At 71.6% G+C, this 21,928-nt stretch carries 20 protein-coding genes; 7 read left to right on the top strand and 13 right to left on the bottom strand.

Annotated features, from left to right (window positions below):
* Positions 1 to 25: 25 nt before the first annotated feature.
* From moeZ to E0500_RS15760, 7 genes are all read right to left on the bottom strand, one after another.
* On the bottom strand, positions 26 to 1,204 hold the full coding sequence (gene moeZ, locus E0500_RS15790) for an adenylyltransferase/sulfurtransferase MoeZ (RefSeq protein WP_131565235.1): 1,179 nt from the start codon (positions 1,202 to 1,204) through the stop codon (positions 26 to 28).
* Between the two features lie 63 nt (positions 1,205 to 1,267).
* Entirely contained in the window at positions 1,268 to 2,017 is a 750-nt protein-coding gene (locus E0500_RS15785) for a spherulation-specific family 4 protein (RefSeq protein WP_131565237.1), read from the bottom strand.
* Positions 2,005 to 2,964, bottom strand: a complete 960-nt coding sequence (locus E0500_RS15780) for an NAD(P)-dependent oxidoreductase (RefSeq protein WP_131565239.1) — start codon at positions 2,962 to 2,964, stop codon at positions 2,005 to 2,007. Before E0500_RS15780 ends, E0500_RS15785 begins: the two co-directional genes overlap by 13 nt.
* Before the next feature lie 233 nt (positions 2,965 to 3,197).
* A complete protein-coding gene (locus tag E0500_RS15775) occupies positions 3,198 to 4,238 on the bottom strand; it encodes a hypothetical protein (RefSeq protein WP_131565251.1) in 1,041 nt (346 codons plus the stop codon).
* A 191-nt stretch (positions 4,239 to 4,429) separates the two neighbouring features.
* Positions 4,430 to 6,439, bottom strand: a complete 2,010-nt coding sequence (locus tag E0500_RS15770) for a DUF3492 domain-containing protein (protein WP_131565241.1) — start codon at positions 6,437 to 6,439, stop codon at positions 4,430 to 4,432.
* Positions 6,440 to 6,713: 274 nt separating this feature from the next.
* The gene (locus tag E0500_RS15765; protein WP_181587020.1) at positions 6,714 to 7,745 is read right to left on the bottom strand and encodes a DUF3152 domain-containing protein; all 1,032 of its coding nucleotides are present in this window, start codon (positions 7,743 to 7,745) and stop codon (positions 6,714 to 6,716) included.
* Between the two features lie 454 nt (positions 7,746 to 8,199).
* Positions 8,200 to 9,351: an alpha/beta fold hydrolase gene (locus tag E0500_RS15760; protein WP_258572792.1), complete on the bottom strand. Its 1,152-nt coding sequence runs from the start codon at positions 9,349 to 9,351 to the stop codon at positions 8,200 to 8,202.
* 248 nt (positions 9,352 to 9,599) lie between these two features.
* Between E0500_RS15760 and E0500_RS15755 the strand changes: the two genes are divergently transcribed.
* From E0500_RS15755 to E0500_RS15740, 4 genes are all read left to right on the top strand, one after another.
* A complete protein-coding gene (locus E0500_RS15755; protein WP_131565243.1) occupies positions 9,600 to 9,815 on the top strand; it encodes a hypothetical protein in 216 nt (71 codons plus the stop codon).
* A 419-nt stretch (positions 9,816 to 10,234) separates the two neighbouring features.
* Positions 10,235 to 10,876 (top strand): TetR/AcrR family transcriptional regulator, encoded by a 642-nt coding sequence (locus E0500_RS15750; RefSeq protein ID WP_131565245.1) that lies wholly within the window; start codon positions 10,235 to 10,237, stop codon positions 10,874 to 10,876.
* 157 nt (positions 10,877 to 11,033) lie between these two features.
* A complete protein-coding gene (locus E0500_RS15745) occupies positions 11,034 to 11,261 on the top strand; it encodes a DUF3107 domain-containing protein (RefSeq protein WP_181587019.1) in 228 nt (75 codons plus the stop codon).
* 297 nt (positions 11,262 to 11,558) lie between these two features.
* Positions 11,559 to 11,828: a hypothetical protein gene (locus tag E0500_RS15740; RefSeq protein WP_131565248.1), complete on the top strand. Its 270-nt coding sequence runs from the start codon at positions 11,559 to 11,561 to the stop codon at positions 11,826 to 11,828.
* Positions 11,829 to 11,961: 133 nt separating this feature from the next.
* Here the strand turns inward: E0500_RS15740 and E0500_RS15735 are convergent, their stop codons facing one another.
* The gene (locus E0500_RS15735; protein ID WP_181587018.1) at positions 11,962 to 12,741 is read right to left on the bottom strand and encodes a ferritin-like fold-containing protein; all 780 of its coding nucleotides are present in this window, start codon (positions 12,739 to 12,741) and stop codon (positions 11,962 to 11,964) included.
* Positions 12,742 to 13,034: 293 nt separating this feature from the next.
* Here E0500_RS15735 and E0500_RS15730 point away from each other — a divergent pair, with 293 nt between their 5' ends.
* Both E0500_RS15730 and E0500_RS15725 read left to right on the top strand, forming a co-directional pair.
* Positions 13,035 to 15,317 carry a DEAD/DEAH box helicase gene (locus E0500_RS15730; protein WP_131571784.1) on the top strand — a complete coding sequence of 761 codons (2,283 nt, stop codon included), beginning with the start codon at positions 13,035 to 13,037 and terminating at the stop codon, positions 15,315 to 15,317.
* Between the two features lie 140 nt (positions 15,318 to 15,457).
* Entirely contained in the window at positions 15,458 to 16,330 is an 873-nt protein-coding gene (locus tag E0500_RS15725; RefSeq protein ID WP_131571787.1) for an alpha/beta fold hydrolase, read from the top strand.
* 102 nt (positions 16,331 to 16,432) lie between these two features.
* Here the strand turns inward: E0500_RS15725 and E0500_RS15720 are convergent, their stop codons facing one another.
* Positions 16,433 to 17,332, bottom strand: a complete 900-nt coding sequence (locus E0500_RS15720) for an NYN domain-containing protein (protein ID WP_131571790.1) — start codon at positions 17,330 to 17,332, stop codon at positions 16,433 to 16,435.
* A gap of 251 nt (positions 17,333 to 17,583) precedes the next feature.
* Between E0500_RS15720 and E0500_RS15715 the strand changes: the two genes are divergently transcribed.
* Positions 17,584 to 17,736, top strand: a complete 153-nt coding sequence (locus E0500_RS15715) for a hypothetical protein (protein WP_131571793.1) — start codon at positions 17,584 to 17,586, stop codon at positions 17,734 to 17,736.
* A gap of 18 nt (positions 17,737 to 17,754) precedes the next feature.
* Here E0500_RS15715 and E0500_RS15710 read toward each other — a convergent pair whose 3' ends face one another.
* The 4 genes from E0500_RS15710 to E0500_RS15695 all read right to left on the bottom strand — a co-directional run bounded on the left by E0500_RS15710 (position 17,755) and on the right by E0500_RS15695 (position 21,910).
* The gene (locus E0500_RS15710; RefSeq protein ID WP_181587017.1) at positions 17,755 to 19,110 is read right to left on the bottom strand and encodes an MFS transporter; all 1,356 of its coding nucleotides are present in this window, start codon (positions 19,108 to 19,110) and stop codon (positions 17,755 to 17,757) included.
* Between the two features lie 173 nt (positions 19,111 to 19,283).
* Complete coding sequence (locus tag E0500_RS15705) at positions 19,284 to 19,889, bottom strand: MarC family protein (protein ID WP_131569673.1); 606 nt, start codon at positions 19,887 to 19,889, stop codon at positions 19,284 to 19,286.
* Between the two features lie 297 nt (positions 19,890 to 20,186).
* Positions 20,187 to 21,056, bottom strand: coding sequence for a PHP domain-containing protein (locus E0500_RS15700; RefSeq protein ID WP_131569675.1), 870 nt, complete (start codon positions 21,054 to 21,056; stop codon positions 20,187 to 20,189).
* Positions 21,057 to 21,268: 212 nt separating this feature from the next.
* Positions 21,269 to 21,910 (bottom strand): DUF6758 family protein, encoded by a 642-nt coding sequence (locus E0500_RS15695; RefSeq protein ID WP_131569677.1) that lies wholly within the window; start codon positions 21,908 to 21,910, stop codon positions 21,269 to 21,271.
* Positions 21,911 to 21,928: the final 18 nt, after the last annotated feature.

The raw sequence follows: 21,928 nt of genomic DNA, 5'->3' as shown, positions 1-21,928 counted from the left end.
GAGCCCCTCCGTGGAAGGTGTGCGCCTAGTAGACCGGCTTGTTCGGCTCGATCTGGTTGATCCAGCCGATCACGCCGCCGCCGACGTGGACCGCGTCGGCGAAGCCGGCCGACTTGAGGACGGCGAGGACTTCCGCACTGCGGACACCCGTCTTGCAGTGCAAGACGATCTTCTTGTCCTGCGGGAGGCTCTCCAGGGCGGAGCCCATGAGGAACTCGTTCTTGGGGATCAGACGGGCGCCGGGGATCGAGACGATCTCGTACTCGTTGATCTCGCGCACATCGATGATGTCGATGTTCTCGCCGTCGTCGATCCACTCCTTGAGCTGCTTGGGAGTGATCGTCGAGCCGGCGGCCGCCTCCTGGGCCTCCTCGGAGACGACACCGCAGAAGGCCTCGTAGTCGATGAGCTCGGTGACGGTGGGGTTCTCGCCGCAGACCGCGCAGTTCGGGTCCTTGCGGACCTTGACCTGGCGGTACTGCATCTCCAGGGCGTCGTAGATCATCAGGCGGCCGACCAGCGGCTCACCCGTGCCGGTGAGGACCTTGATGGCCTCGGTGACCTGGATGGAACCGATGGACGCGCACAGCACGCCCAGGACGCCGCCCTCGGCGCAGGAGGGGACCATGCCGGGCGGCGGGGGCTCCGGGTAGAGGCAGCGGTAGCAGGGGCCGTGCTCGGACCAGAAGACCGAGGCCTGGCCGTCGAAGCGGTAGATCGAGCCCCACACGTACGGCTTGTTCAGCAGCACGCACGCGTCGTTGACCAGGTAGCGGGTCGCGAAGTTGTCGGTTCCGTCGACGATCAGGTCGTACTGGCTGAAGATGTCCATCACGTTGTCGGCCTCAAGCCGCTCCTCGTGAAGGATCACGTTCACGTACGGGTTGATGCCCTTGACCGAGTCACGCGCGGACTCGGCCTTCGAGCGGCCGATGTCGGCCTGGCTGTGGATGATCTGGCGCTGCAGGTTCGACTCGTCGACCTCGTCGAACTCCACGATGCCGAGCGTGCCGACGCCGGCCGCGGCCAGGTACATCAGCGCCGGCGAGCCCAGGCCGCCGGCGCCCACGCAGAGCACCTTGGCGTTCTTCAGCCGCTTCTGCCCGTCCATCCCGACGTCGGGGATGATCAGGTGGCGGGAGTACCTGCGGACCTCGTCTACGGTGAGCTCAGAAGCGGGCTCGACCAGGGGTGGCAGCGACACGGGGACTCCGTTGGTCGGTCAATCACTACAGTTGTTCTCTCCGTAACACTGCCACGCCCTTTTTCATTCCGAGACACCTGGTCCAACCAGCGAGACGATGTCGTCCCAGTAGCCGGGCATGGTCTCCCAGGGGTCGGTGCGGCCGCCGCGGTCCGTGCGGTCGGTGAAGTAGATCGTGGCCGCGCCCTGCCATCGGGCGATGCGGAGGGCCTCGTCGAGGTGGCCGCGGGGCACGCCGTGCACGAAGTGGCAGAAGCGTTCGGGCGGATGGTCGGCGGTCCACTCGGCCACCTGCGACCAGCGGTAGTCGCTCCAGGGCCCGGAGAAGGTCACCAGTTGATCGACGTGCTCCACATATCCGGGGTAGGGGTGGCTGCCGTGGCCGAGGACGATGTGTCCTCCATCGAGCAGTTCCCGGAGCGCGGTGACCGTGCGGCGGACCTCGGGGAGCGCTGTGCGCTCTGTGGGGCAGCGGTTCAGGACGAAGCCGTCGACCCGGTACCAGCGGAGATACCGGTAGGCGTCGGAGAGCAGTTCGCCCAGCGTGCGTGCGCCGTACGTCGTATCCAGATGCCCGAGGACGCGGACACCCGAGTTGCGCAGCCGGCCGGCCGCCTCCAGGCACAGCGGGTCGGGTCGCGTGCCCGGCCCACGGCTCACGTTGAGGACGACCCAGTGCAGAGGGGTGCCGGGGCGGGTGAGTCCGCCCCACTCCGCCGGTGCGAGAAGGGGGTGCGCGTAGCCGGGAATGCCGAGGCCGAGGACCGCGCCGGTGCTCGCGGTGCCGACGGCTGTGCCGGTCAGATACGGCATGCCGCCTCCATCCAGATGTCGGCGAGGGACTCTTCGAGGTTGATGCGGGGTCGCCAGCCGAGCCGGTCGCGGGCCGTGCGTACGTCGGCCTGTTGCCAGCTGCCGCAGCCGTCGGGGTAGGGGTAGGCGACGGGGCCGGCGTGGTCCGGTTCGGGGCGGGGGTGCCCGATGGACGGCCTGATGTGCCCGGGTGGTCCGTCGAGTTCGTGCAGGGCGCCGCCGTAGCCGGCCACGCGGGCGAGGACGGCGGCGGCGTCGCGCAGGCGCACGGCGCGACCGGAGCCGATGTTGATCACGCCCTGGGCCGCGGAGAGCGAGGCGGCGTGGACGGCTCGGGCGATGTCGCGGACGTCGATGAAGTCGCGCTGGACGCCGAGGCCGCCGAGTTTGAGTTCGCCGTCGCCGGACTGCATGGCGCGGCGCATGGCCTCGGCGAGGCGGCCGAGCGGGGACCCGGCGGGGGTGCCGGGACCCGCGGGCGAGAACACGCGCAGCACGACGGCGTCCAGGCCGGAGCCGAGGACCAGTTCGGTGGCGGCGAGCTTGCTCACGCCGTACGGGCCGCCGGGGCGGGGCACGGCGTCCTCGGCGGTGGAGGAGCCGGGCTGGCTGGGGCCGTACTCGGCGGCGCAGCCGATCTGGACGAGGCGCGCTCCGCAGCCGCTGCGGCGGAGCGCCTCGCAGACGGTGGCGACGGCGACGGTGTTGTGCCGGATGAGTTCGCGGGCACCGCCACGGGTGGCTCCGGCGCAGTTGACGACGACTCCGGGGTGGACGGCGTCCAGGAAGCGGGTGAGCGCGCCCGGGCTGCCGGTGGCGAGGTCGAACCGTACGTCGGCGTCGTCGCCGCGGCCGAGCGCGGTGAGTTGCACGGCCGGGTCGGCGAGCAGGCGGTCGGCGACGAAGCGGCCGAGGTATCCGTTGGCTCCGATCAGCAGGACCCTCATCGGGCGGCTCCCGGGGCGGATCGTCCGGTTCGGGAGGTGATCATCTGGCGTTCTCCTTGTGGGCTTGCCGTGGATCGGGCGAAGGCCCGCGGTGTGGGACCCGCGGGAGGAATGTGCTGAGCACTCATCACTGGTCTCCGGGTGGGTCGGTCACGGCTCGAAGTTCCTCCGGTGGTGTGCCTGGGGCCGGGCGCGGTTCACGAGCGCGGCGGGGCCGGGCGGCGGGCCGGGGTTCACGGTGCTCCGGAGGGCGCGGCGTGGGCCGAGGCCCGGGTCAGGGTGCGGATGGAGTGGATCAGGAGGGCCAGGGCGGCGAGGCCGCACGCCAGACCCGGGACGGCTCCCGGCCCCGAGGCGTCGACGACGGTGCCGACGGGGACGGCCAGGATGGAGCAGCCGGGCAGGCGGCCGGCGAAGACCGTGGCGAGGGCGATCACTTCGATGGCTCCCGCCGCACCGAGGGCGAGGGCGGGAGCGCGGGTGAAACCGTGCGCGGTGAGAAGGCGGGCGAGCAGGAGCAGCGCGCCGAGTGAACCAGCCGCGGCGTATGCGGCGGGCTCGTCCAGCGCCGCGCCGCACAGGGCGAGCAGCACGGCGAGCGCGCACAGGAAGAGGGTGGGCACCGTGAGGAGCACGGGGCGTACGGAGTCGGCGAAGTCGGCCAGGCCGCGGCTCGCGGCCAGATTGCGGCGGGCGCGTACAGCGAGGAGGTGGGCGCACCAGGCGGCCGGCGCGTAGGCGAGGGCGAGGGCCAGGGCGGATGCGGTGGCCAGGGGCCAGGGGCCGTGCGGGCCGCCGTCGAGGCCGGCGTTCAGCAGGCCGTCCCCGAGGACGGCGTACGCCAGCAGCCACCCTGTCCAGGCGCGCGTGCCGCTCGTCGGGTCCGAGGCGGTACGCAGCGGGCCCCGGCGCAGCGCCAGACGCAGGCCCAGGAACACGGTGAGGGCGCCGACAGTGGCGATCAGGAGGCGGGGGCGGCCCTCGGTGAGGCGTACGCCGACGACTACCGCCGTGCACAGGGCGCCCGGCAGCAGGGCGAGGGCGGCCCAACCGGCGTGCGCGCCGGGCGCGTCGGGCCCGGCGGTCGCCGCGTTTTCCGTGGACCGGGTCTCCTCGTCCCGGGGGACGCGCGCGTACAACTCCTCGGCGAGGGAGAACACGTCGCGGTGGCGGAAGCGGGCGGCGGTGCGGTCGGTCACGCCGTGTGCCTCCAGCCCGGCGGCGATCTCAAGCGGGTCGACGGCTCGCTCGCAGAGCGCGCGATGGCGGTGCATCAGCGCTTTGACCGGGTCGGCGCCACCTCTCCGGGCGAGCGGCTTGCGGCTTGCCGTCGGGGGCGAGGGGGTGGCCGGGTGGGAGGAGGATTCGTGGGAGGCGTGGGAGGAGGGTTCGCAGGAGGGCTCCCCAAGCTCGCTCGGCTCGCTCAAGGTGCCTCTCGGCTCGCCAAATGTGTCTCTCAGCTCGCTCATCGCGCCGCCTCCCCCGCCGGGACCGGTTCCCCGGACTGCGCCGCACCCGAAGCCGGGATCGGAGCCGCAGTCGAAGCCGCCCCGGCCGGAGCCACCCCGACAGGAGCCGTCGCCCGCACAGGAACCCCGGGCCCGCGGCACGGGCGGCCCCCGGACTCCGGTCGGGCCTCAGCCGCCGATCGGGCCTCAGTTACTGGTCGGGCCTCAGCCGTCGATCGGACCTCAGTTACTGGTCGGGCCTCAGCCGTCAGTCGAACCTCAGCAGCCGGCCGGACCTCGGTCCACCGTCCCGCGATGTGGGCCTCGGCCGGAACGCCGAAGGGCAGCGGGTCGCCCATGTCGTCCACGAGCAGCCTCCGCACCGGGGACTGGGAGACGATCTCAAGGTAGATGCCACGAAACGCCTGGACGTTCTGCTCGACGGTGAACAGTTCGAGTGCTCGGGCGCGGGCGGCCGCGCCGAGGCGTGCACCGCGCTCCGGGTCGCGCAGCAGCGCCACGCACGCCTCCGCGAGCGCCCGCGGATTGCGCGGCGGGACGACGAGCCCCGTACCGCCGATGACCTCCACCACCGCCCCCACGTCGGTCGACACGGTCGCGCGTCCGCAGAACATGGCTTCGACGAGGCTGATCGGGAACCCCTCCACGACGCTCGACAGGACGATGACCGCCCCGGCCGCGTACGCCTCCGCCAGATCCGGCACTTCCGGGCCGCCGATCTCCTCGAACGACACCGGGTTGTCGCCGACCGCGTGAGCGCCCTCGGCCTCGTCGGGGAAGAGCTGTGCGGCCAGCACACGGCAGTGGCCGAGGTAGGCCGCGCCCTCCGGCCCCTCGGCGGGGGCACCGACGATCCGCAGTCGCGCCCTCGGCTCGCTCCGGCGGATCTCCGAGAAGGCGTGCAGCAGGGAGATCAGGTCCTTGGCGGGTTCGATGCGGCCGATCCAGACGAGCGTGTACGGGTCGGCGTTCTCCGCGGACTCGCCCACGTCCGCGAAACGGGACGCATCCATGCCGGGATAGACCGTACGGAGCTTGGCCCGGTCGGCGCCGCAGCGCTCCTGCCAGCGGCGGGCGTGGGTGTTGCCGGGCGTGATACAGGCGGCCTGCCGGTACACCTCGGCGGCGAGCCGCCGGTGGAAGGCCGAGAGCAGCGCGCGGACCGGCGCGTCGCCGGAGACCGCGAGGTAGTGCGCCCGCAACTGCACGCCGTACTCCGTGACCAGCAGCGGCACGTCCGAGAAGTGCCGGGCCAGCAGCCCGGGCAGTGCGGCCGAGCCACCGGCCGCCGCGTGGCACAGGTCGACCGAGCCGAGGCCGTCGCCGTCGTACCAGTCGAGCGAGAGGGGGCGCAGGGCGCGTTCGAGGTGTGCGGCGACGGTGAGCAGATCGGGTACGCGCGCCTCGCGCGCCACACGCAGTGCGCCAGGTGCGCGACAGGCGCGTTCCAGAATGCGTACGGCGGCTTCCGAGCGCAGGGCGCCGACCAGTCCGCCCTCGTCGCGAGCGAGTTCGGCGAGCCCGTACAGCGCACTGCCGAAACGGTCCGCCTCGACGTCGGGGACATCCACGGAGTTCTCGGCGCCCCTCGCCTCCCGCCCAGCGCCCCCGGCTCCCCCGAGTCCAGCTCCTCCGGCTGCCCCGGGTCCGGCTGTACTGGCTCCCCCGATCCCGGCCGCCCCGGCTCCTACGCTTCCGACCGCCCCGACAGCGCCAGCCCCGCACACCGCCGCCACCAACTCCCCGTACGCCTCCGCGAACCGTCTCCGGGCCCGGCGGCCGTACACGACGCCGTCGGCCTCCGCGCTCCACAGCGGAGCAGTCCGTACGCGGCTGACCTGTGGCGGCAGTGGAATCCAGCCCTCGTCCTCCTGTTGCTCACTGCGGCTGAGCGCGTAGATGTCGAACTCGTGCTGCCCGAGTCCGCGTACGAGCCGGTCGCACCAGAGCCTGGCGTCACCGCTCACATACGGATAGCCACCCTCCGTAAGCAGTCCGATGCGCACGTGTGCACCCCCGATCTCCCGTTTGGGAGCCGCCATGGAACCGGCGGCTCGCAGCGGAACGAACGTATGCGGACATGACGGTGGCGCGACGGACGGTTGTCCGTCGCGCCACCAAAAGGGGTGAACGGCCGTGACTTTCGCGCGTGGGTAGCGTTTTGTCGCGCTAAGGAATCAAGCCGCCGTGTTTCGCCAGGTCATGGGCAAAGGCGAATGACCAATGACCAACTCCCGCCGAGGAGCGCGACGCCGGATCGGCGGGTCCGCCTGCCGGAGATCAACTTCCCGGGAACGGCCAGGGGTTGGCCCGGCAGCTGATCCCGCCATGGTCCAGGAACTTCGTCTGCTGCTGCATGACGGGGGCGAGTTCGCCGTCCTTGTCGCAGGTCACATGGCCGTAGCCGAGGCGGTGGCCGACCTCGTGATTGATCAGCATCTGCCGGTACGCGAACATCTTGTCGCCGTACGTCTTGGAGCCCTGGGCCCAGCGGTAGGCGTTGATCATCACACGGTCGGTGGCGGCGGAGTCGCAGGACACGTTGTCCACGGTCGTGTCGAGGCCCGACTTTGCGCACCAGTCGGCGGTGGTGCCCGGACTGGCCAGCGTGATCACGAAGTCCGGCTTCCCTGAGGAGATCCGCTCGAAGGTGCGGCCTCCGCCCTGGGCCCAACTCCGGTCGTCGTTCAGGGTCTTCTGCACGGCGTCCGCGAACAGCTCCGCGTCGAGGCCGAGTCCCTCCTCGACGTCGACGCGGTACCGGTGCTTCTGCCCCGTGCCCGGCGCCCGGTCGAAGCCCATGACCGCCTGGAACTTCCCGCTCCCCTCGAGGTCGGCGGCGAGCGGGTACCGCTTGCCCATCTTCTCGTCGTACGTCAGCGGGGTCGCGCTCGGCGTCACGGACTGACGAGGCCGGTCGTCGCTCCGCGAGGCGGAGTCGGCGGAGTCGACGGAGTCGCGGTCACTGCCCTCGTCGGCCTGCGACTGCAAGGACACACCGTCACGACCGACGGTGACCTGTCCGGCCACGACGACGGCCAGCACGGTGGTGACCGCGGCGGCCGCGATGCCAGTGAACGTCCGCCCCTTGCCCCCCTTGCCCTTCCCGCTTCCCGGCGCCTCGCCCGGCAGCCCCTCCTCGGCCTCGTCGGCCCCCTCGAAGGCGTCGAGGTAGGCCTGCCGCGGACCGGGCCCAGGACCGGGAGCGCCGGACCGCCCCTCACCGGACTCCGGCCTGTGGCCGGGGACGGGCTGCTGTCGCTGTCGCGGTATACGCGGGTCCGCGTACCCGGTCGGCGCCTCCTGCTGCATGGCCTGCGCGGGGCCCGCGGCGGCGAACTTCCCCAGCCCCCACCCTGTTCACGCTGCTCGGGGTGCCCGCCCCTCACCTGGGGTGTGCCCTGCGCCGGCGTGCCGTCGGGGAAACGCGGCGGACGCGGGACACCACGCGCCGGCGTACCGTCCGGCAGACGTGGAACCCCCTGCGCCGACGTACCGCCAGGAGCATTAGGCGTACCAGGAGCTCCGGGAAAGCGTGGGACGCCCTGTGCGGGCGTCCCGTCGTACATGCGCGGCGCCCCACGCGAGGGGGCGCCGTCGGCGAATCGGGGCACTCCCTGTGGGGGTGTGCCGTCCGGGTGGCGCGGTGTCCCGCGCACGGGCGTGCCGGTCGCCCCGGGCACCGGCGGCGCCGGGGCCACTGGTGTCTCGGTTGTCCCGCCCTTGGCGGGCCGCCCCTTGCGGCTGTGCCGTCCCACGCCGCGCCTCAACCTCCCGCGCCCGGGACGCCTGAACCGGGTTCGCCCGTACCGGACCTGTCCGTCCTGGACCTGTCCGTCCTGGACCTGTCCGTCCTGGACCTGTCCGTACCTGACCTGTCCGTCCCGGAAGCCGAGCCGGACGCGCCGAAGGCCGGACGCTCCGCACCGGAGGCCGCCCCGCTCTCGTCCGACGAACCGCTCAACTCCGCCGTCTCCGCGAGCAGTTCACGGAACATTGTGGCCACCGCCTCCGGATACTCCATCATCGCCACATGCCCCGCGTCCGGCAAGGACAGCAGGCGGGAGTCGCGGAAGGTGCGGGCGGCCCGCTGGGCCATCCGATAGGAGACGAGTTGGTCACGGCCGCCGTAGACGAGGAGCGTGGGTGCGAGGACGCGCTCGGCCTGGCGCCAGAGGTTGTGCTGGCCGCCCAGGGTGTACGCGTTCACGATCCCGCGCGCCGACCGCGCCATCGCGTCCCAGAAGTACGGCAGCTGCAGCCGCCGCTCCATCTCCTCGACCGCGTTGCGGAGCCCCTCCGGCGTCACGCGCCCGGGGTCGCCGTAGCACAGTTCCGTGACTCCCCGTACGCGCTGCTCGGCGGTCCAGCCCCGGGTGAAGCGGGTGAACAGCCGGGCCACCCCGGGCAGGGCCAGCAGCGCCGTGGGCACCGCGGTCCGCTGCACGCGGATCTCGGGCAGCGCGGGCGAGACCAGCGTCAGGGTGCGGACCAGATCGGGGCGTACGGCCGCGACCCGGGTCGTGATCGCACCGCCCATCGAGTTCCCGAAGAGGTGCACGGGCCCGCGCCCGGCCGCGTCGAGATAACGGATCACCGTGCGCGCGTGCCCGGTGACCGAGTAGTCGCCGTCGTCCGGCGGCGGGGAGTCCCCGAAGCCGGGCAGATCGATGGCCTCGCTGTCGACCAGGCCGTCGACGAGCGGCATCAGCGCCGACCAGTTCTGCGAGGAACCGCCCAGGCCGTGCACATACAGGGCGGGCGGCAGTCCTTCCCGCGCCGGTGGTCGCGACCGTACGGTCAGCGTGACCCCCGGCAGCCCGACCGACCGCAGCCGCTCACCGACCGCGACCCGCACCGGGCTCGCCTTCGGTGTGACGGTGGCGGCCAGCGCGGACGGCAACTCGGTCGAAGACATGCGGCAATGTTACGAGACGATCACGCAGTGGCTCATGTGTTCGCCGTCACAGACACCCGTTGCCGGTACGGAAGTTAGCCCTCATGGCACGTCGGGGAGCCGTACGGTGGCCATTCGGACCCCACAAAACCGCAGGCGGATCACATAGCGCCGCCATCGCGTGTCTCCTAGGCTCGTACGCAGGGTACCCGCACATGACCCCTGCTTCTCCAGGGAAGCTCAGGGGTTTTCCGGGAAGGGAGCCCAGCATGACCGTCGACCCCACCGACCCCGAGACCCTCGGCGAGCCGAACACCACCGAGTTCGACGTCGAGGCACCCGAGGCCGACGCCGCCGAGCAGCACGCGGACCTCGCCCCGCACCGCGACGACCCGCTGACCGGCGTGGACCCGGACAGCGCCAACGAGGCCGACCGCGTCGAGCAGGCGCGGGTCGTCGAACTGGACGAGGACGATTACCGGTGACGGGGCAACGGCCGGCAGGAAAACGGCCCGCAGCAGGAGGACGGGCCGCGGTAGACAGACGGCCCGCCGGCGAGGGGACGACCCCCGGGGACCTCGGGGCCATGGGGGACACCGGCGACCACACTCGGCCCCACCCCGGCGAAAGAGACCCCGGCCGAGTCCACCCGGCAACAAGGCCGGGAAGCGAACCGGCAGGGCGGACGGCCGACCCGGGAGGCACTCATGACGGGAATCCGGAACGCGAGGAAGGCCGGGCGGTGCGCCCGTCTACCCGCCTCACCCCTGTTTGATGCGCTCCGCGCCATTTCCTCCCGCGTACGGTCCATGAAATTCTGCGCTGGCACCGCGCACACCAGGGTTACCGAAAAGTACGATGGCGGCGCGGCGCACACCGCATGTGGACGATTTTGGGAGGCGGCGTGACAGCCATCGAGCAGACAGAGGCGGCACGCCCGCGGGGCACTCGCCTGCCGCGCCGAGCCCGACGCAATCAGCTCCTGGGCGCCGCCCAGGAGGTCTTCGTGGCCCAGGGCTACCACGCGGCCGCGATGGACGACATCGCCGAACGCGCCGGCGTCAGCAAGCCGGTGCTCTACCAGCACTTCCCGGGCAAGCTCGACCTGTACCTGGCCCTGCTGGACCAGCACTGCGAGGCACTGATCCAGGCGGTCCGCGGGGCACTGGAGTCGACGACCGACAACAAGCAGCGCGTACGGGCCACGATGGACGCGTACTTCGCGTACGTCGAGGACGAGGGCGGCGCCTTCCGGCTGGTCTTCGAGTCGGACCTGACGAACGAGCCCGCCGTGCGCGAGCGCGTCGACAAGGTCTCGAACGAGTGCGCCGAGGCCATCTGCGACGTCATCGCCGAGGACACGGGCCTGTCGCGGGCGGAATCGATGCTCCTCGCCTCGGGCCTCGGTGGTCTCGCCCAGGTGGTGGCGCGCTCCTGGCTGCACAGCGACCGCAGCGTGCCACGCGAGCAGGCGGTCCAACTGCTGGCCTCGCTGGCCTGGCGGGGCATCGCCGGGTTCCCTCTGCACGGCAGCGAGCACCACTGACACTCGCCACGTGCGGGGCCGTACGGTTCTTTGTTCCCGTCCCCTGTTCGCTCCTGGCGTTCTTGGTCGGCCGATGCACGTCCCCTCACCGGGCTAATGTGTGCTGGGTACGGCGCGGACGGCCGCGCACTTCACTGACCGTCGGAGGGACATAGCCGTGGAGGTCAAGATCGGCGTGCAGCACGCGCCCCGCGAGATCGTTCTGGAGAGCGGTCAGAGTGCCGAGGAGGTCGAGCACGCGGTGTCCGAGGCGCTGTCCGGCAAGTCGCCGCTGCTGAGCCTCGTGGACGACCACGGCCGCAAGGTCCTGGTTCCGGCCGACCGCCTCGCGTACGTGGAGATCGGCGAGCCCACCGCGCGCAAGGTGGGCTTCAGCGCGCTCTAGGCACGCGGGAGCGCCGGCGGTACGCACGCGTACGCGGCAAGCAGGGAAAGGGGCCCGGTGGCGACGACTCGCCACCGGGCCCCTTCGCTGCGCGCCCCCTCGCTCGTGGGCCTCTGACTCATGGGCCCCTTCGCTGCCCCACCTCTTCACTGATCCGCCCCCTCAGTGCTCCGTCCGGGCCTGAACTGCACAGATGGAGCACATCTCCCCCACAGACGATGATTGCCCCGGGCAGGCCAGGGGTAAGACGGGCTACGACCGATGATCTGCTCATGGCCGTGCGGGAGGGAACCCATCATGTTCTTGGAAGCGCTCGGCTCCGCGCTCCTCGGTCTCGCCCTTGCATGGGCGGCCCTGCACCGACTGCCGCACCGCCTGCCGTCCCGCACCCTGGTCCTGCCGACCGGTGTCGCCGGGGCGCTCTTCGGTGCGTTCCTCATGCACACTGCGCTGGGAGCCGGACATCTCCTGGTCATCCTCACCGGCGCGCTGATCGTCTCCGTGGCCTCGCTGTCCCTGCTGCTCCGCCCCGCAGAGAGATTTCGGCGAAGGTCGGCGACGGCATAAGGCCGACCGCCGACCACGGCACCGGGGGTCCTGAGGGCGCACCTCTGCTTTTCCGGGATGCGGGGACCCACTGCGCCCCGACGAACCGCCCCCGCCCAAGGGCCCGCCCCCGCCCCCAGGGCCTGACTGGACCCTAGGCCGCGAGGCCCAGCGCGGCCATCCGCTTCGTGTGCGCCTCAGTGATCCGCGAGAACATCTTGCCGACCTCGGCGAGGTCGAACCCGTCCGCGACCCCGCCGACGAGCATGGTCGACAGCGCGTCCCGGTCGGCGACCACCCGCTGGGACTGCGACAGCGCCTCACCCATCAGCCGCCGCGCCCACAGCGCGAGCCGGCCGCCCACCCGCGGGTCGGCGTCGATCGCGGCGCGCACCTTCTCGACGGCGAAGCCGCCGTGCCCCGTGTCGTCGAGCACGGCGAGTACGAGCCCGCGCGTGTCCGAGTCGAGGCGGGCGGCGACCTCACGGTAGAAGTCGCTGGCGATCGAGTCGCCGACGTAGGCCTTGACCAGGCCCTCCAGCCAGTCCGAGGGCGCCGTCTGCCGGTGGAAGCCGTCGAGCGCGGCGACGAACGGCTCCATCGCCTGCGTCGGCTCCTCGCCGATCTCGGTGAGCCGGTCCCTCAGCTGCTCGAAGTGGTGGAACTCCGCCGACGCCATCTTGGCCAGCTCGGCCTTGTCCGCCAGCGTCGGAGCCAGCTTGGCGTCCTCCGCGAGCCGCTCGAACGCCGCCAACTCCCCGTACGCGAGCGCTCCGAGCAGATCCACGACCGCGGCGCAGTACTGCGGGTCGGTGGAGGCCTGCTCCCAGTTCTGGGCGGCGACCCCGGTGTGCTGGGGGGCCCCGGCGGAGGTCTCGGCAGAGGTCTCTGCGGCAGTGTCGGCGGCGCGGTCAGGCTTGTCAGACGTCGTCATGCAGCGCACAATAGCCCGCTCGACCAGTGGCGTATGTCCCTGATCAATCACTGTGACGACCACTACGTGACCAAATCGGCCATCGCGTGTGCGCGATTCCGGGGTATGGTGGTAAAGCGCCCGCCGAATATCCGACGGGCCGCACGAATGAGGATGCCCGGTCGGTGGCCCGATCGGCTCCGACCCGACAGCCCTCCCGGGTCGTACGGCACTGTGAGTACGGAGTCCGGAGGGACCCTCAGCGGTTCGAGCGCTAGAGCGTCGGCAGTGGTCCCGTGCCCCACGGCCAGCCCGTGAGGCGGCCGACGTCCCCGGCACGGTCCGACACGACCCCCGCGCTCGCCTCGCACCGCCCACACAGAAGAGGCAGCGCCCTGACTACGACGTTCCGAGAACTCGGGATCCTTCCCGAGACCGCCGAGGCCCTGGAAGCCGTCGGCATCACCACACCCTTCCCCATCCAGGAGATGACGCTCCCGGTCGCCCTCTCCGGCACCGACGTCATCGGCCAGGCCAAGACCGGCACCGGCAAGACGCTGGGCTTCGGCCTCCCGCTCCTTGAGCGCGTCACCGTCCCCGCCGACGTCGAGGCCGGCCGCGCCAAGCCCGAGGAACTCACCGACGCCCCGCAGGCACTCGTCGTCGTCCCCACGCGCGAGCTCTGCACCCAGGTCACGAACGACCTGCTGACCGCGGGCAAGGTCCGTAACGTACGCGTCACGGCGATCTACGGCGGCCGCGCGTACGAGCCCCAGGTCGAGGCGCTCAAGCGGGGCGTCGACGTGGTCGTCGGCACTCCGGGCCGGCTGCTGGACCTCGCCGGCCAGAAGAAGCTCAACCTGAAGCACGTACGGTGCCTGGTGCTCGACGAGGCCGACGAGATGCTCGACCTGGGCTTCCTGCCCGACGTCGAGAAGATCATCAACATGCTTCCGGCCAAGCGCCAGACCATGCTCTTCTCGGCCACCATGCCGGGCGCGGTCATCGGTCTGGCCCGTCGCTACATGTCGCAGCCCACGCACATCCGGGCCACGGCTCCGGACGACCAGGGCGCGACGGTCGCGAACACGGCGCAGCACGTCTACCGCGCGCACTCCATGGACAAGCCGGAGATGGTCGCCCGCATATTGCAGGCCGATGGCCGCGGCCTGGCGATGGTCTTCTGCCGCACCAAGCGCACGGCCGCGGACATCGCCGAGCAGCTCCAGCGCCGCGGGTTCGCCTCCGGCGCGGTGCACGGCGACCTCGGCCAGGGCGCCCGCGAGCAGGCCCTGCGGGCCTTCCGCAACGGCAAGGTGGACGTCCTCGTCTGCACGGACGTGGCGGCCCGCGGCATCGACGTCGAAGGCGTCACGCACGTCGTCAACTACCAGTCCCCCGAGGACGAGAAGACCTACCTCCACCGCATCGGCCGCACGGGCCGCGCGGGAGCGTCGGGCACCGCCATCACCCTGGTCGACTGGGACGACATCCCGCGCTGGCAGCTGATCAACAAAGCGCTGGAGCTCAGCTTCAACGACCCGCCGGAGACCTACTCCACCTCCCCGCACCTGTTCGCGGACCTCGGCATCCCCGAGGGCACCAAGGGCGTCCTCCCCCGTGCCGAGCGCACCCGCGCGGGCCTGGAGGCCGAGGAGCTGGAGGACCTGGGCGAGACGGGCGCCCGCGGCCCGCGCGGCCGGAGCCCCCGCCCTGCCGAGGACCGCCCGGCCCGTACGCCCCGACGCCGCCGCCGTACGCGCGCCGGCGCCCCGCTGGAGTCCCCTGCCTCCGGGACCCCCACGGAGTCCACGGACTCCACGGACGTCGCAGACTCCACGGAGCTCACGGAACCCCGCACCCCGCGTCGCCGTCGCCGCACCCGCGCCGGCGTCCCCGCGGAGCAGCCGGCCGTCCAGGAACCGACCGCCCCGGTGACCACCGAGGCGATTCCTGCGGCGGAGCCGGGCGAGGCCGTGGAGGAGGCCCCGACGAAGCCCCGGCGCCGCACCCGCAAGGCGGCAGCCACCGCCGAGGCAGCGGTGGACACGGCCGAAGCCACCGAGACGGCCCTGGCTCCCTCCGAACCCACGGAGACCAAGCCCCGCCGCCGCACCCGGAAGACCGCGGCCACCACCGCCGAAGCCCCGGCCGAAACCGCCGCCGAAGCCGCCCTGAACACGGCCGAAGCCACGGAGACCAAGCCTCGCCACCGGACCCGCAAGGCGGTGGCCACGGCCGAGGCCGAGATCCCGGCGCAGACGGCCGAGGCCACCGAGGTCGGCGAGGTCACCGAGGCCAAGCCCCGGCGGCGCACCCGCAAGACCACGGCTGCGGCTGCGGCCGAGTCGGCGGTGGCCACGGTGGAGGAGGCCACGGAGACGAAGCCCCGGCGACGTACACGGAAGGCTGCCGAGCCGGCGGTGGACACCGTAGGGGAGGCCACGGAGGCCAAACCGCGGCGCCGTACGCGAAAGGCCGCCGCTGAGCCGGCGGTCCCGGCCCAGGCAGGCGACGAGGCTGCCGAGGCGAAGCCCCGGCGACGTACGCGGAAGGCCGCGGCCGCCGCGGAGGTCACAGAGGTCACGGACTCGTGACCACAGCGGCCTGACAGCTGCCGACTGATGGCCCGGTCCCCTTACGGGAGCCGGGCCATCAGCCAAATTCTCGACTTCGCGCGCCCCCATCAGGGGCGCACTCCGATGCCAACGCCGTCCCCACGCCTATAACCTCCCCCATGAGCCGTCCCGCCACCTTTGCCCCGCCCCCCGGCGCGCGAGCGCATCGTCTCCGTACCCCCCGTGGGGAATTCGCCGTGATAGAGGCGGGTACGGCCGAGAAGGGCACCGCCCTGCTCCTTCCGGGGTTCACCGGCAGCAAGGAGGACTTCATCGCCCTCCACCAGCCCCTCGCGGCCGCCGGTTACCGGACCGTCGCCGTGGACGGCCGCGGCCAGTACGAGACCCCCGGGCCCAGGGACGACGAATCCCCGTACGCCCAGGCCGAATTGGCGCAGGACGTCCTCGCCCAGGTCGCCACGGTCAGCGACACCCCCGTACACCTCGTGGGCCACTCCCTCGGCGGTCAGATCGCCCGTGCCGCCGTACTCCTCGATCCGGCCCCCTTCGCCTCTCTCACCCTCATTTCCTCGGGTCCGGCCCAGATCTCGGCCTCGCAGCAGCAGCGCGTGAAGCTGCTGCGAGACGTCCTCGCCGTGATGGACATGGCGCAGGTGTGGGACGCCATCCAGGCCATGGAACCCCCCGAGGACACCGATACGCCCGCTCTCGACAACGGGCTGGAGGACCGGGCCGCCCTGCGCCACCGCTGGCTCGGCAACAGCCCGGCCCAGCTCATCACCACGGGCCGCCAGCTCTGCACGGAACCCGACCGCGTCGCCGAGCTGGCCGCGCTCCGGCTCCCGGTCCATGTCCTCTCCGGCGAACGCGACGACACCTGGCCGCTCCCCCTCCTCGACGACATGGCCGTACGGCTCCACGCCCACCGCACCGTCATCCACGGAGCCGAACACTCCCCCAACGCGGACCAGCCGGAGGCAACAGCCCGGGCCTGCGTCGAGTTCTGGGACGGCATCACGGCCGACGCCTAGCGGCTCAGCTCTCAGGGGCGCACGAACTGCTCACGAGCTCGGGGGCTCCGCGGCTCAGAAACTCAGGAGCTCCGCGGCTCAGAAACTCAAGGGCTCCGCGGCTCAGTACTGAGCCTGCAAGTGCTCCCAGAAGCCGTCCCGCAGCGCCCGCCGCAGATCGGCCTGCCCCCGTAGCGAGTACTGCAACAACCCCTCCGCCTCGACCAGCAGGTCCTGGTCCACGGACCCCGGCAGATAGGGATGCCCGGGCAGCAGCTCCCCCACCGTCTCCCGGCCCCGCGCCGCCAGCCACTTCGCCGCGATCTGGGCGCCCACGAAGCGGACGTCCTCACGGGTCGGCCGGGCGGCGGTCGTGGCGTCGTACGTGGGGGCGGTCCGCCGTGACACGTACGGCTTGAAGAAGTCGAGGTCGAGCGTCCGCTGGCTGTCGACCTCCCAGAGCAGCGGCTCCGCCTGGTTGCGGCCCTCGGGCGCCTCGATGCCCCAGAGGTGAACCCGCGCCCCGTAGCCCTGGGCCGCCTCGACCGCCGACACCAGGTCCTCGTCCCCGCCGAGGAGCGCCGCGTCACTGATGGCCCGGTGGCGGGCCAGGGACTCGAGGTCGGTACGGATCAGGGAGTCGACGCCCTTCTGCTGGTTGTTCGCGTTCAGGTTGCCGAGCCGGACCTTCACGTCCGGCAGCTCCGCGATCGACTGCTGCTCCGCCGTGTGGATGCGGCGTCTCGCTCCGTCGTACCAGTACACCCGCAGCAGCCGGCTGTCGGCGAAGATCGTGCGCGCCCGGTCGATGAGCGCGTCGATCAGCCCCTCGGCGTCCAGGTCGAAGGACCGCCGGTCCTCCGTTCCGGCGACGAGCCGCCCCGCGGCCGCGTAGAGGTAGCCCGCGTCGACGAAGATCGCATGCGTCGAGGGCGTCTTCGCCACCTCGGCGAGCATGCGCTGGAGCAGCTCGTTCGTTCGGTCGATGCGGGCGCCGAGCGCCGTGAGGTTGTCGTCGTTCATATGCATCCATTGTCCCGGCGGTCACGCTGCGAACACAACCGGTCCCGGTCAGTCTTCTTCACCTGACGGAGATTCGCTCTGGGACAGCACGCTCACGGGTGAGTAATTAGGTACCCGAAAAATTTCCTTAGCGTAGGGAATGTTTGCAGGGGGCATCTCGTTGACCCCATTAGGAACGCAGGTCACGGAAAGCCCTGCGCTCCACCATCAGCAGTTCTCCTCAGGAGGATGACCAGACGAAGGGAGAAGCCATGCGCTTCGAAATCATGCGACTCGACGATGTCGACGGTACGCCCGTGGACAGCACCGTTGTGGACGCCGCCTCCGTCAACCGGATCGTTCAGCAGGCCGCCGCCACCGGGCAGCGACTCTGGATCCGCCCGGCCGAAACGACCGCTTCGTAACGCGGATCTTCACAGGCTTCAGAGCCCCGTACGGCATCGGCGCCGTGCGGGGCTCTGTTCGTCCGCGTGGCCGACCCGAAGGAGCAGGAGCGGAGTGGCCAGGAGGAGGACACCCGCGATCCCCACCGCCGTCCGGGTGCCGACGAGGCCGGCCAGCAGGCCCCACAGGGCTGTCAGAGCCGCGATGCCGGCCTTGCTGGTGACCGACCACGCGGTCAGGGTGCGGGCGACGCGTTCCGTCGGCGTCCGTTCGAGCCGGCAGGTGGCGAACACCGGGTTGAACACACCCACGCAGGTGATCAGCCCCAGCTCGACAGCCATGACGAGGACGAGACCCGTGGTGCCGGGCCCGACGAAGGCCAGCCCGAGCGACCAGCACGCGCGCAGTGTTCCGGCGGTGAGCATGACCCTGTGCCGCCCGAACCGCGTGACGAGCCGAGGGGCCAGTCGTGAGCCGATGAGCCCGCCCACGCAGGGCACGGAGAAGGCGAGTGCGTACTGCCAGGGCGCGAACCCCAGGTGGCCGAGCATGAGAACGGCGAGCAGCGGCGCGGTCGCCATGATCAGGCCGCTGACCAGGACGGTGTTGAGGAACAGCGGGCGCAGCACGGGGTCGCCCAGGATGTACCGCCAGCCGTCGAGGAGCTCACCGACGCGTGAACGCGACGCCTCCTTCTCGGCAGGTGGCCGCGCCGGTTCACCGGGCGGCAGCCGTGACGGCTCCTCGGCACGCAGCCGCGACGATGCGTCGGCCCGCGACCGCCCTGCCGCCGTGCCGGCACGTACGGGTAGCGGCTCCCCGCCCCCGATCGCACGGATGCCCACCGCCGAGAGCAGATAGCTCAGCGCGTCGGCCACCACGGTCACCACCGGGCCGAACACCCCGATCATGGTCCCGCCGAGCGGCGGTCCGAGCATGGTGGTGGTCCAGGTCGTGGCCTCGAACCTCCCGTTCGCGACGAGCAGGTCCTCCGGCCGTACCAGTGCCTTCAGGTACGCGCCGGCGGCCGCGTTGAAAGTGATGTCGGCCGCGGCGACCACGACCGACACGACCACGAGCTGGACGAAGCTCAATAGGCCGAGCGCGAACGCGGCGGGGACGCTCAGCAACGCCGCGAACCGGACCAGGTCCATCGCGATCATCACCGGCCGCTTGCGGTGCGACTCCACCCACGGGCCGAGCGACACCGCCACCACGGCCCCCACCGCCAACCCCGCGGCGGCGAGCGCCGACACCTCCATGGGCCCGGCGTGCAGCACCAGGACCGCGATCAGGGGAAACGCGTCGAAGGCGAGCCGGGTGCCGAACGCACTGACCCCGTACGCCGCCCACAGCCACCCGAACCGCCGCCCCAGCGACCGCCTGGCCCCCATGCCCAGCACAACCCCCAGCCGCCGCACCCGAACGAAACCTCACATCGACCAGCGACAGCAAAGCGCCCGGCGCGCCACCTGATCAAACAACCATCCGGCCAACAGTCACAACCAGAGGTTGTGCACCCGGCCCGACCTCGCCCCCCAGCCCCGCCCCGGGACTCACCGGGGACTCAGCCGCCCCGCACCACCTGCGTCACCCCGTTGATGATCTGCTGCACGGCGATCGCGGAGAGCATCATGCCCGCGAGCCGGGTCACCAGCACCACCCCGCCGTCCTTGATGACGCGGATGATCAGCAGCGAGTACCGCATCGTCAGCCACAGCACGACGTGGATCGCGAGTATGGCGGCCCACACCGACACCTGGGACGCCACTCCGTCGGCCTTCTGGACGGCGAGGATCACGGACACGATCGCGCCGGGCCCCGCGAGCAGCGGCATGCCCAGCGGTACGAGGGCGACGTTCACGTCCTTGGTCTGCTTCGGCTCGTCGGTCTTGCCGGTCAGCAGGTCCAGCGCGATCAGCAGGAGCAGCAGTCCGCCCGCGATCATCAGCGCGGGGACGGAGACATGCAGGTAGCTCAGGATCTGCTGTCCCAGGAGCCCGAAGACCGTGATGACCCCGCCGGCCACGCAGACGGCCTGGAACGCCATCCGCTTCTGCGTCCTGACCGGACGGCCGGCGGTGAGCGCCAGGAAGATCGGGGTGATCCCCGGCGGATCCATGATCACGAACAGGGTGAGGAAGAGCGAACCGAAGACGGCGACGTCGAACACAGTGGTGCCTTGCGAGGGAGGGAGAGGGAAGAGGGAGAAGCGAACGAGGTGGTGGCCCACGGAGGGGAGGCTGTGCGGCTCGGGAGCCCGGCAGACATGCCGCCGGAACCGGCGGAGAGCCACCAGCCGAGAGCTCAGCCGGAGTGGAAGAGATCAGGCAGGACCGAGCAGAACCACGTCCGGCCCGGACAGAACCAGGACCGGAATCACGACCGGAGTCAGGACAGAACCAGGACCGGAATCAGGACGGAATCAAAGGGGCATGGGCATCCGAAGCGCCCCGGATGATCGGCTGTTTCACCCGGCGCCGCGGCCCCCGCCGGTCCCCGGCACGGGGAAGGCCCCGGTCGCCCGTCGCGTGATCTCGCCGTACACCTCGGGATCGGTCGTGTACTCGCCGAGCACGCAGGTCTTGCGGCTGCCGTGGTAGTCCGAGGAGCCCGTGGTGAGCAGCCCCAGCTCGCCCGCCAGTCCGCGCAACCGCGCCCGGGTCTCGGGCTCGTGGTCCATGTGGTCGACCTCGATGCCGTCGAGCCCGGCGGCGGCCATCTTGGCGATCGCGGACTCCGGCACGGTACGGCCTCGCTTGGCGGCGCCGGGGTGCGCGAAGACGGTGACACCGCCCGCGCCCTTGATCAGCCGGATCGCCTCGAAGGGGTCGGTCTCGTGCTTCTCGACGAAGGCCCGGCCGCCGTCGGCCAGCCAGTCGGCGGTGAAGGCGTCGCCCACGGTCGGTACGACGCCGAGCTCGACAAGGGCGGTGGCGACGTGGGGGCGTCCGACCGACCCGTCTCCGGCGATCCGGGAGACCTGCTCCCAGGTCACGGGCACGCCCAGCTCGTTCAGCTTGGCGATCATGCCGTGGGCCCGCGGCACCCGGTCGTCCCGGACGAGCTCGCGCTCGGCGAGCAGCTCGGGCTCCTCGGGGTCGAAGAGGTACGCCAGCATGTGCATGCTCACACCGTCGAGGCGGCAGGAGAGCTCGGCACCGGTGACCAGCGTGAGTCCCTCAGGCACCGCAGCGATCGCCTCGGCGTACCCACGGGTCGTGTCGTGATCGGTCAGCGCTACGACGTCCAGCCCGGCGGCGGCCGCGTTCCGCACCAGCTCGGCCGGGGTGTCCGTACCGTCGGAAGCCGTGGAGTGACAGTGCAGGTCAATACGCACGACACAAACTCCAGGCGACGACGAAGCGGAAGGGACGCTCTAGGGTAACCGGCCCTCGGGCCACCCCGGCACCGCCGGGCACGGGCACGCAAGCGGCGCGGGGCTGCGACAGTGTGCGGCTCCGCCGCGTGGGCGCGAGCAACCCACAACACCCCGCACACGAAAACCGCCCCCAGAAACCCACGAACCCCACCGCCCAACCCAGCGGAGCGCTACGGCTCAAGGATCCGCGGCGACAACGCCCCGCACGGCAGCAGATCGACCTCCGCCCCCGCGTCCCGCAGATCGGTCAGCACCAGTTCGTCGTACATCAGCAGCCCCGTCGTCTCGGGCCAGACGACCGCCCACAGCCACAAACCTCGTGCCTCGCCCGCGAAGACGGCCCGGTCGTCGGGGGTACCGGATACATGCCAAAGCGGGGTCGGGCGGCCGGCGGCCAGGACCTTGGCCTGGGGCGGCTTCTCGACGTTCATGTACGGGCCGGGGTCGGGTCCGTCGATGCCCGCGTACCGCGCGCCGAGCCCGACACCGAGTTCCTCGGCGACGAGCACCAGTTCGCCCACGCCGCCGAGCGGTCCCGGCCCGGAGCAGGCCACGACGGTCCCGCGACCGCCACTGCGCTCGTCCCCCGCGAAGGCCGCCCCGGTGAACAGCCAGCCGACCGGCAGCGGCCACGGCATCCAGACCGGCACCCGGGCACGGTGCACCACGACGCTGAGGGCCTCGACGCTGGGCGGGATCACGGGCTGCAGCGGATGCACGGTTCCGTGCACGTCACACTGCCACGAGTCGGAAAAGAGTCCGGGAGCCCTGACCCGGCCACCGCACTTCGGGCAACTGGGTTCGCCCCTCATAGGGCTCAACGGTCCTAC

It is taken from the genome of Streptomyces sp. KM273126, assembly GCF_004337435.2.
Lineage (GTDB): Bacteria > Actinomycetota > Actinomycetes > Streptomycetales > Streptomycetaceae > Streptomyces > Streptomyces acidicola.
The sequence above is the reverse complement of the archived record's forward strand: the minus strand, read 5'-3'. Positions and strand labels throughout refer to the sequence as shown.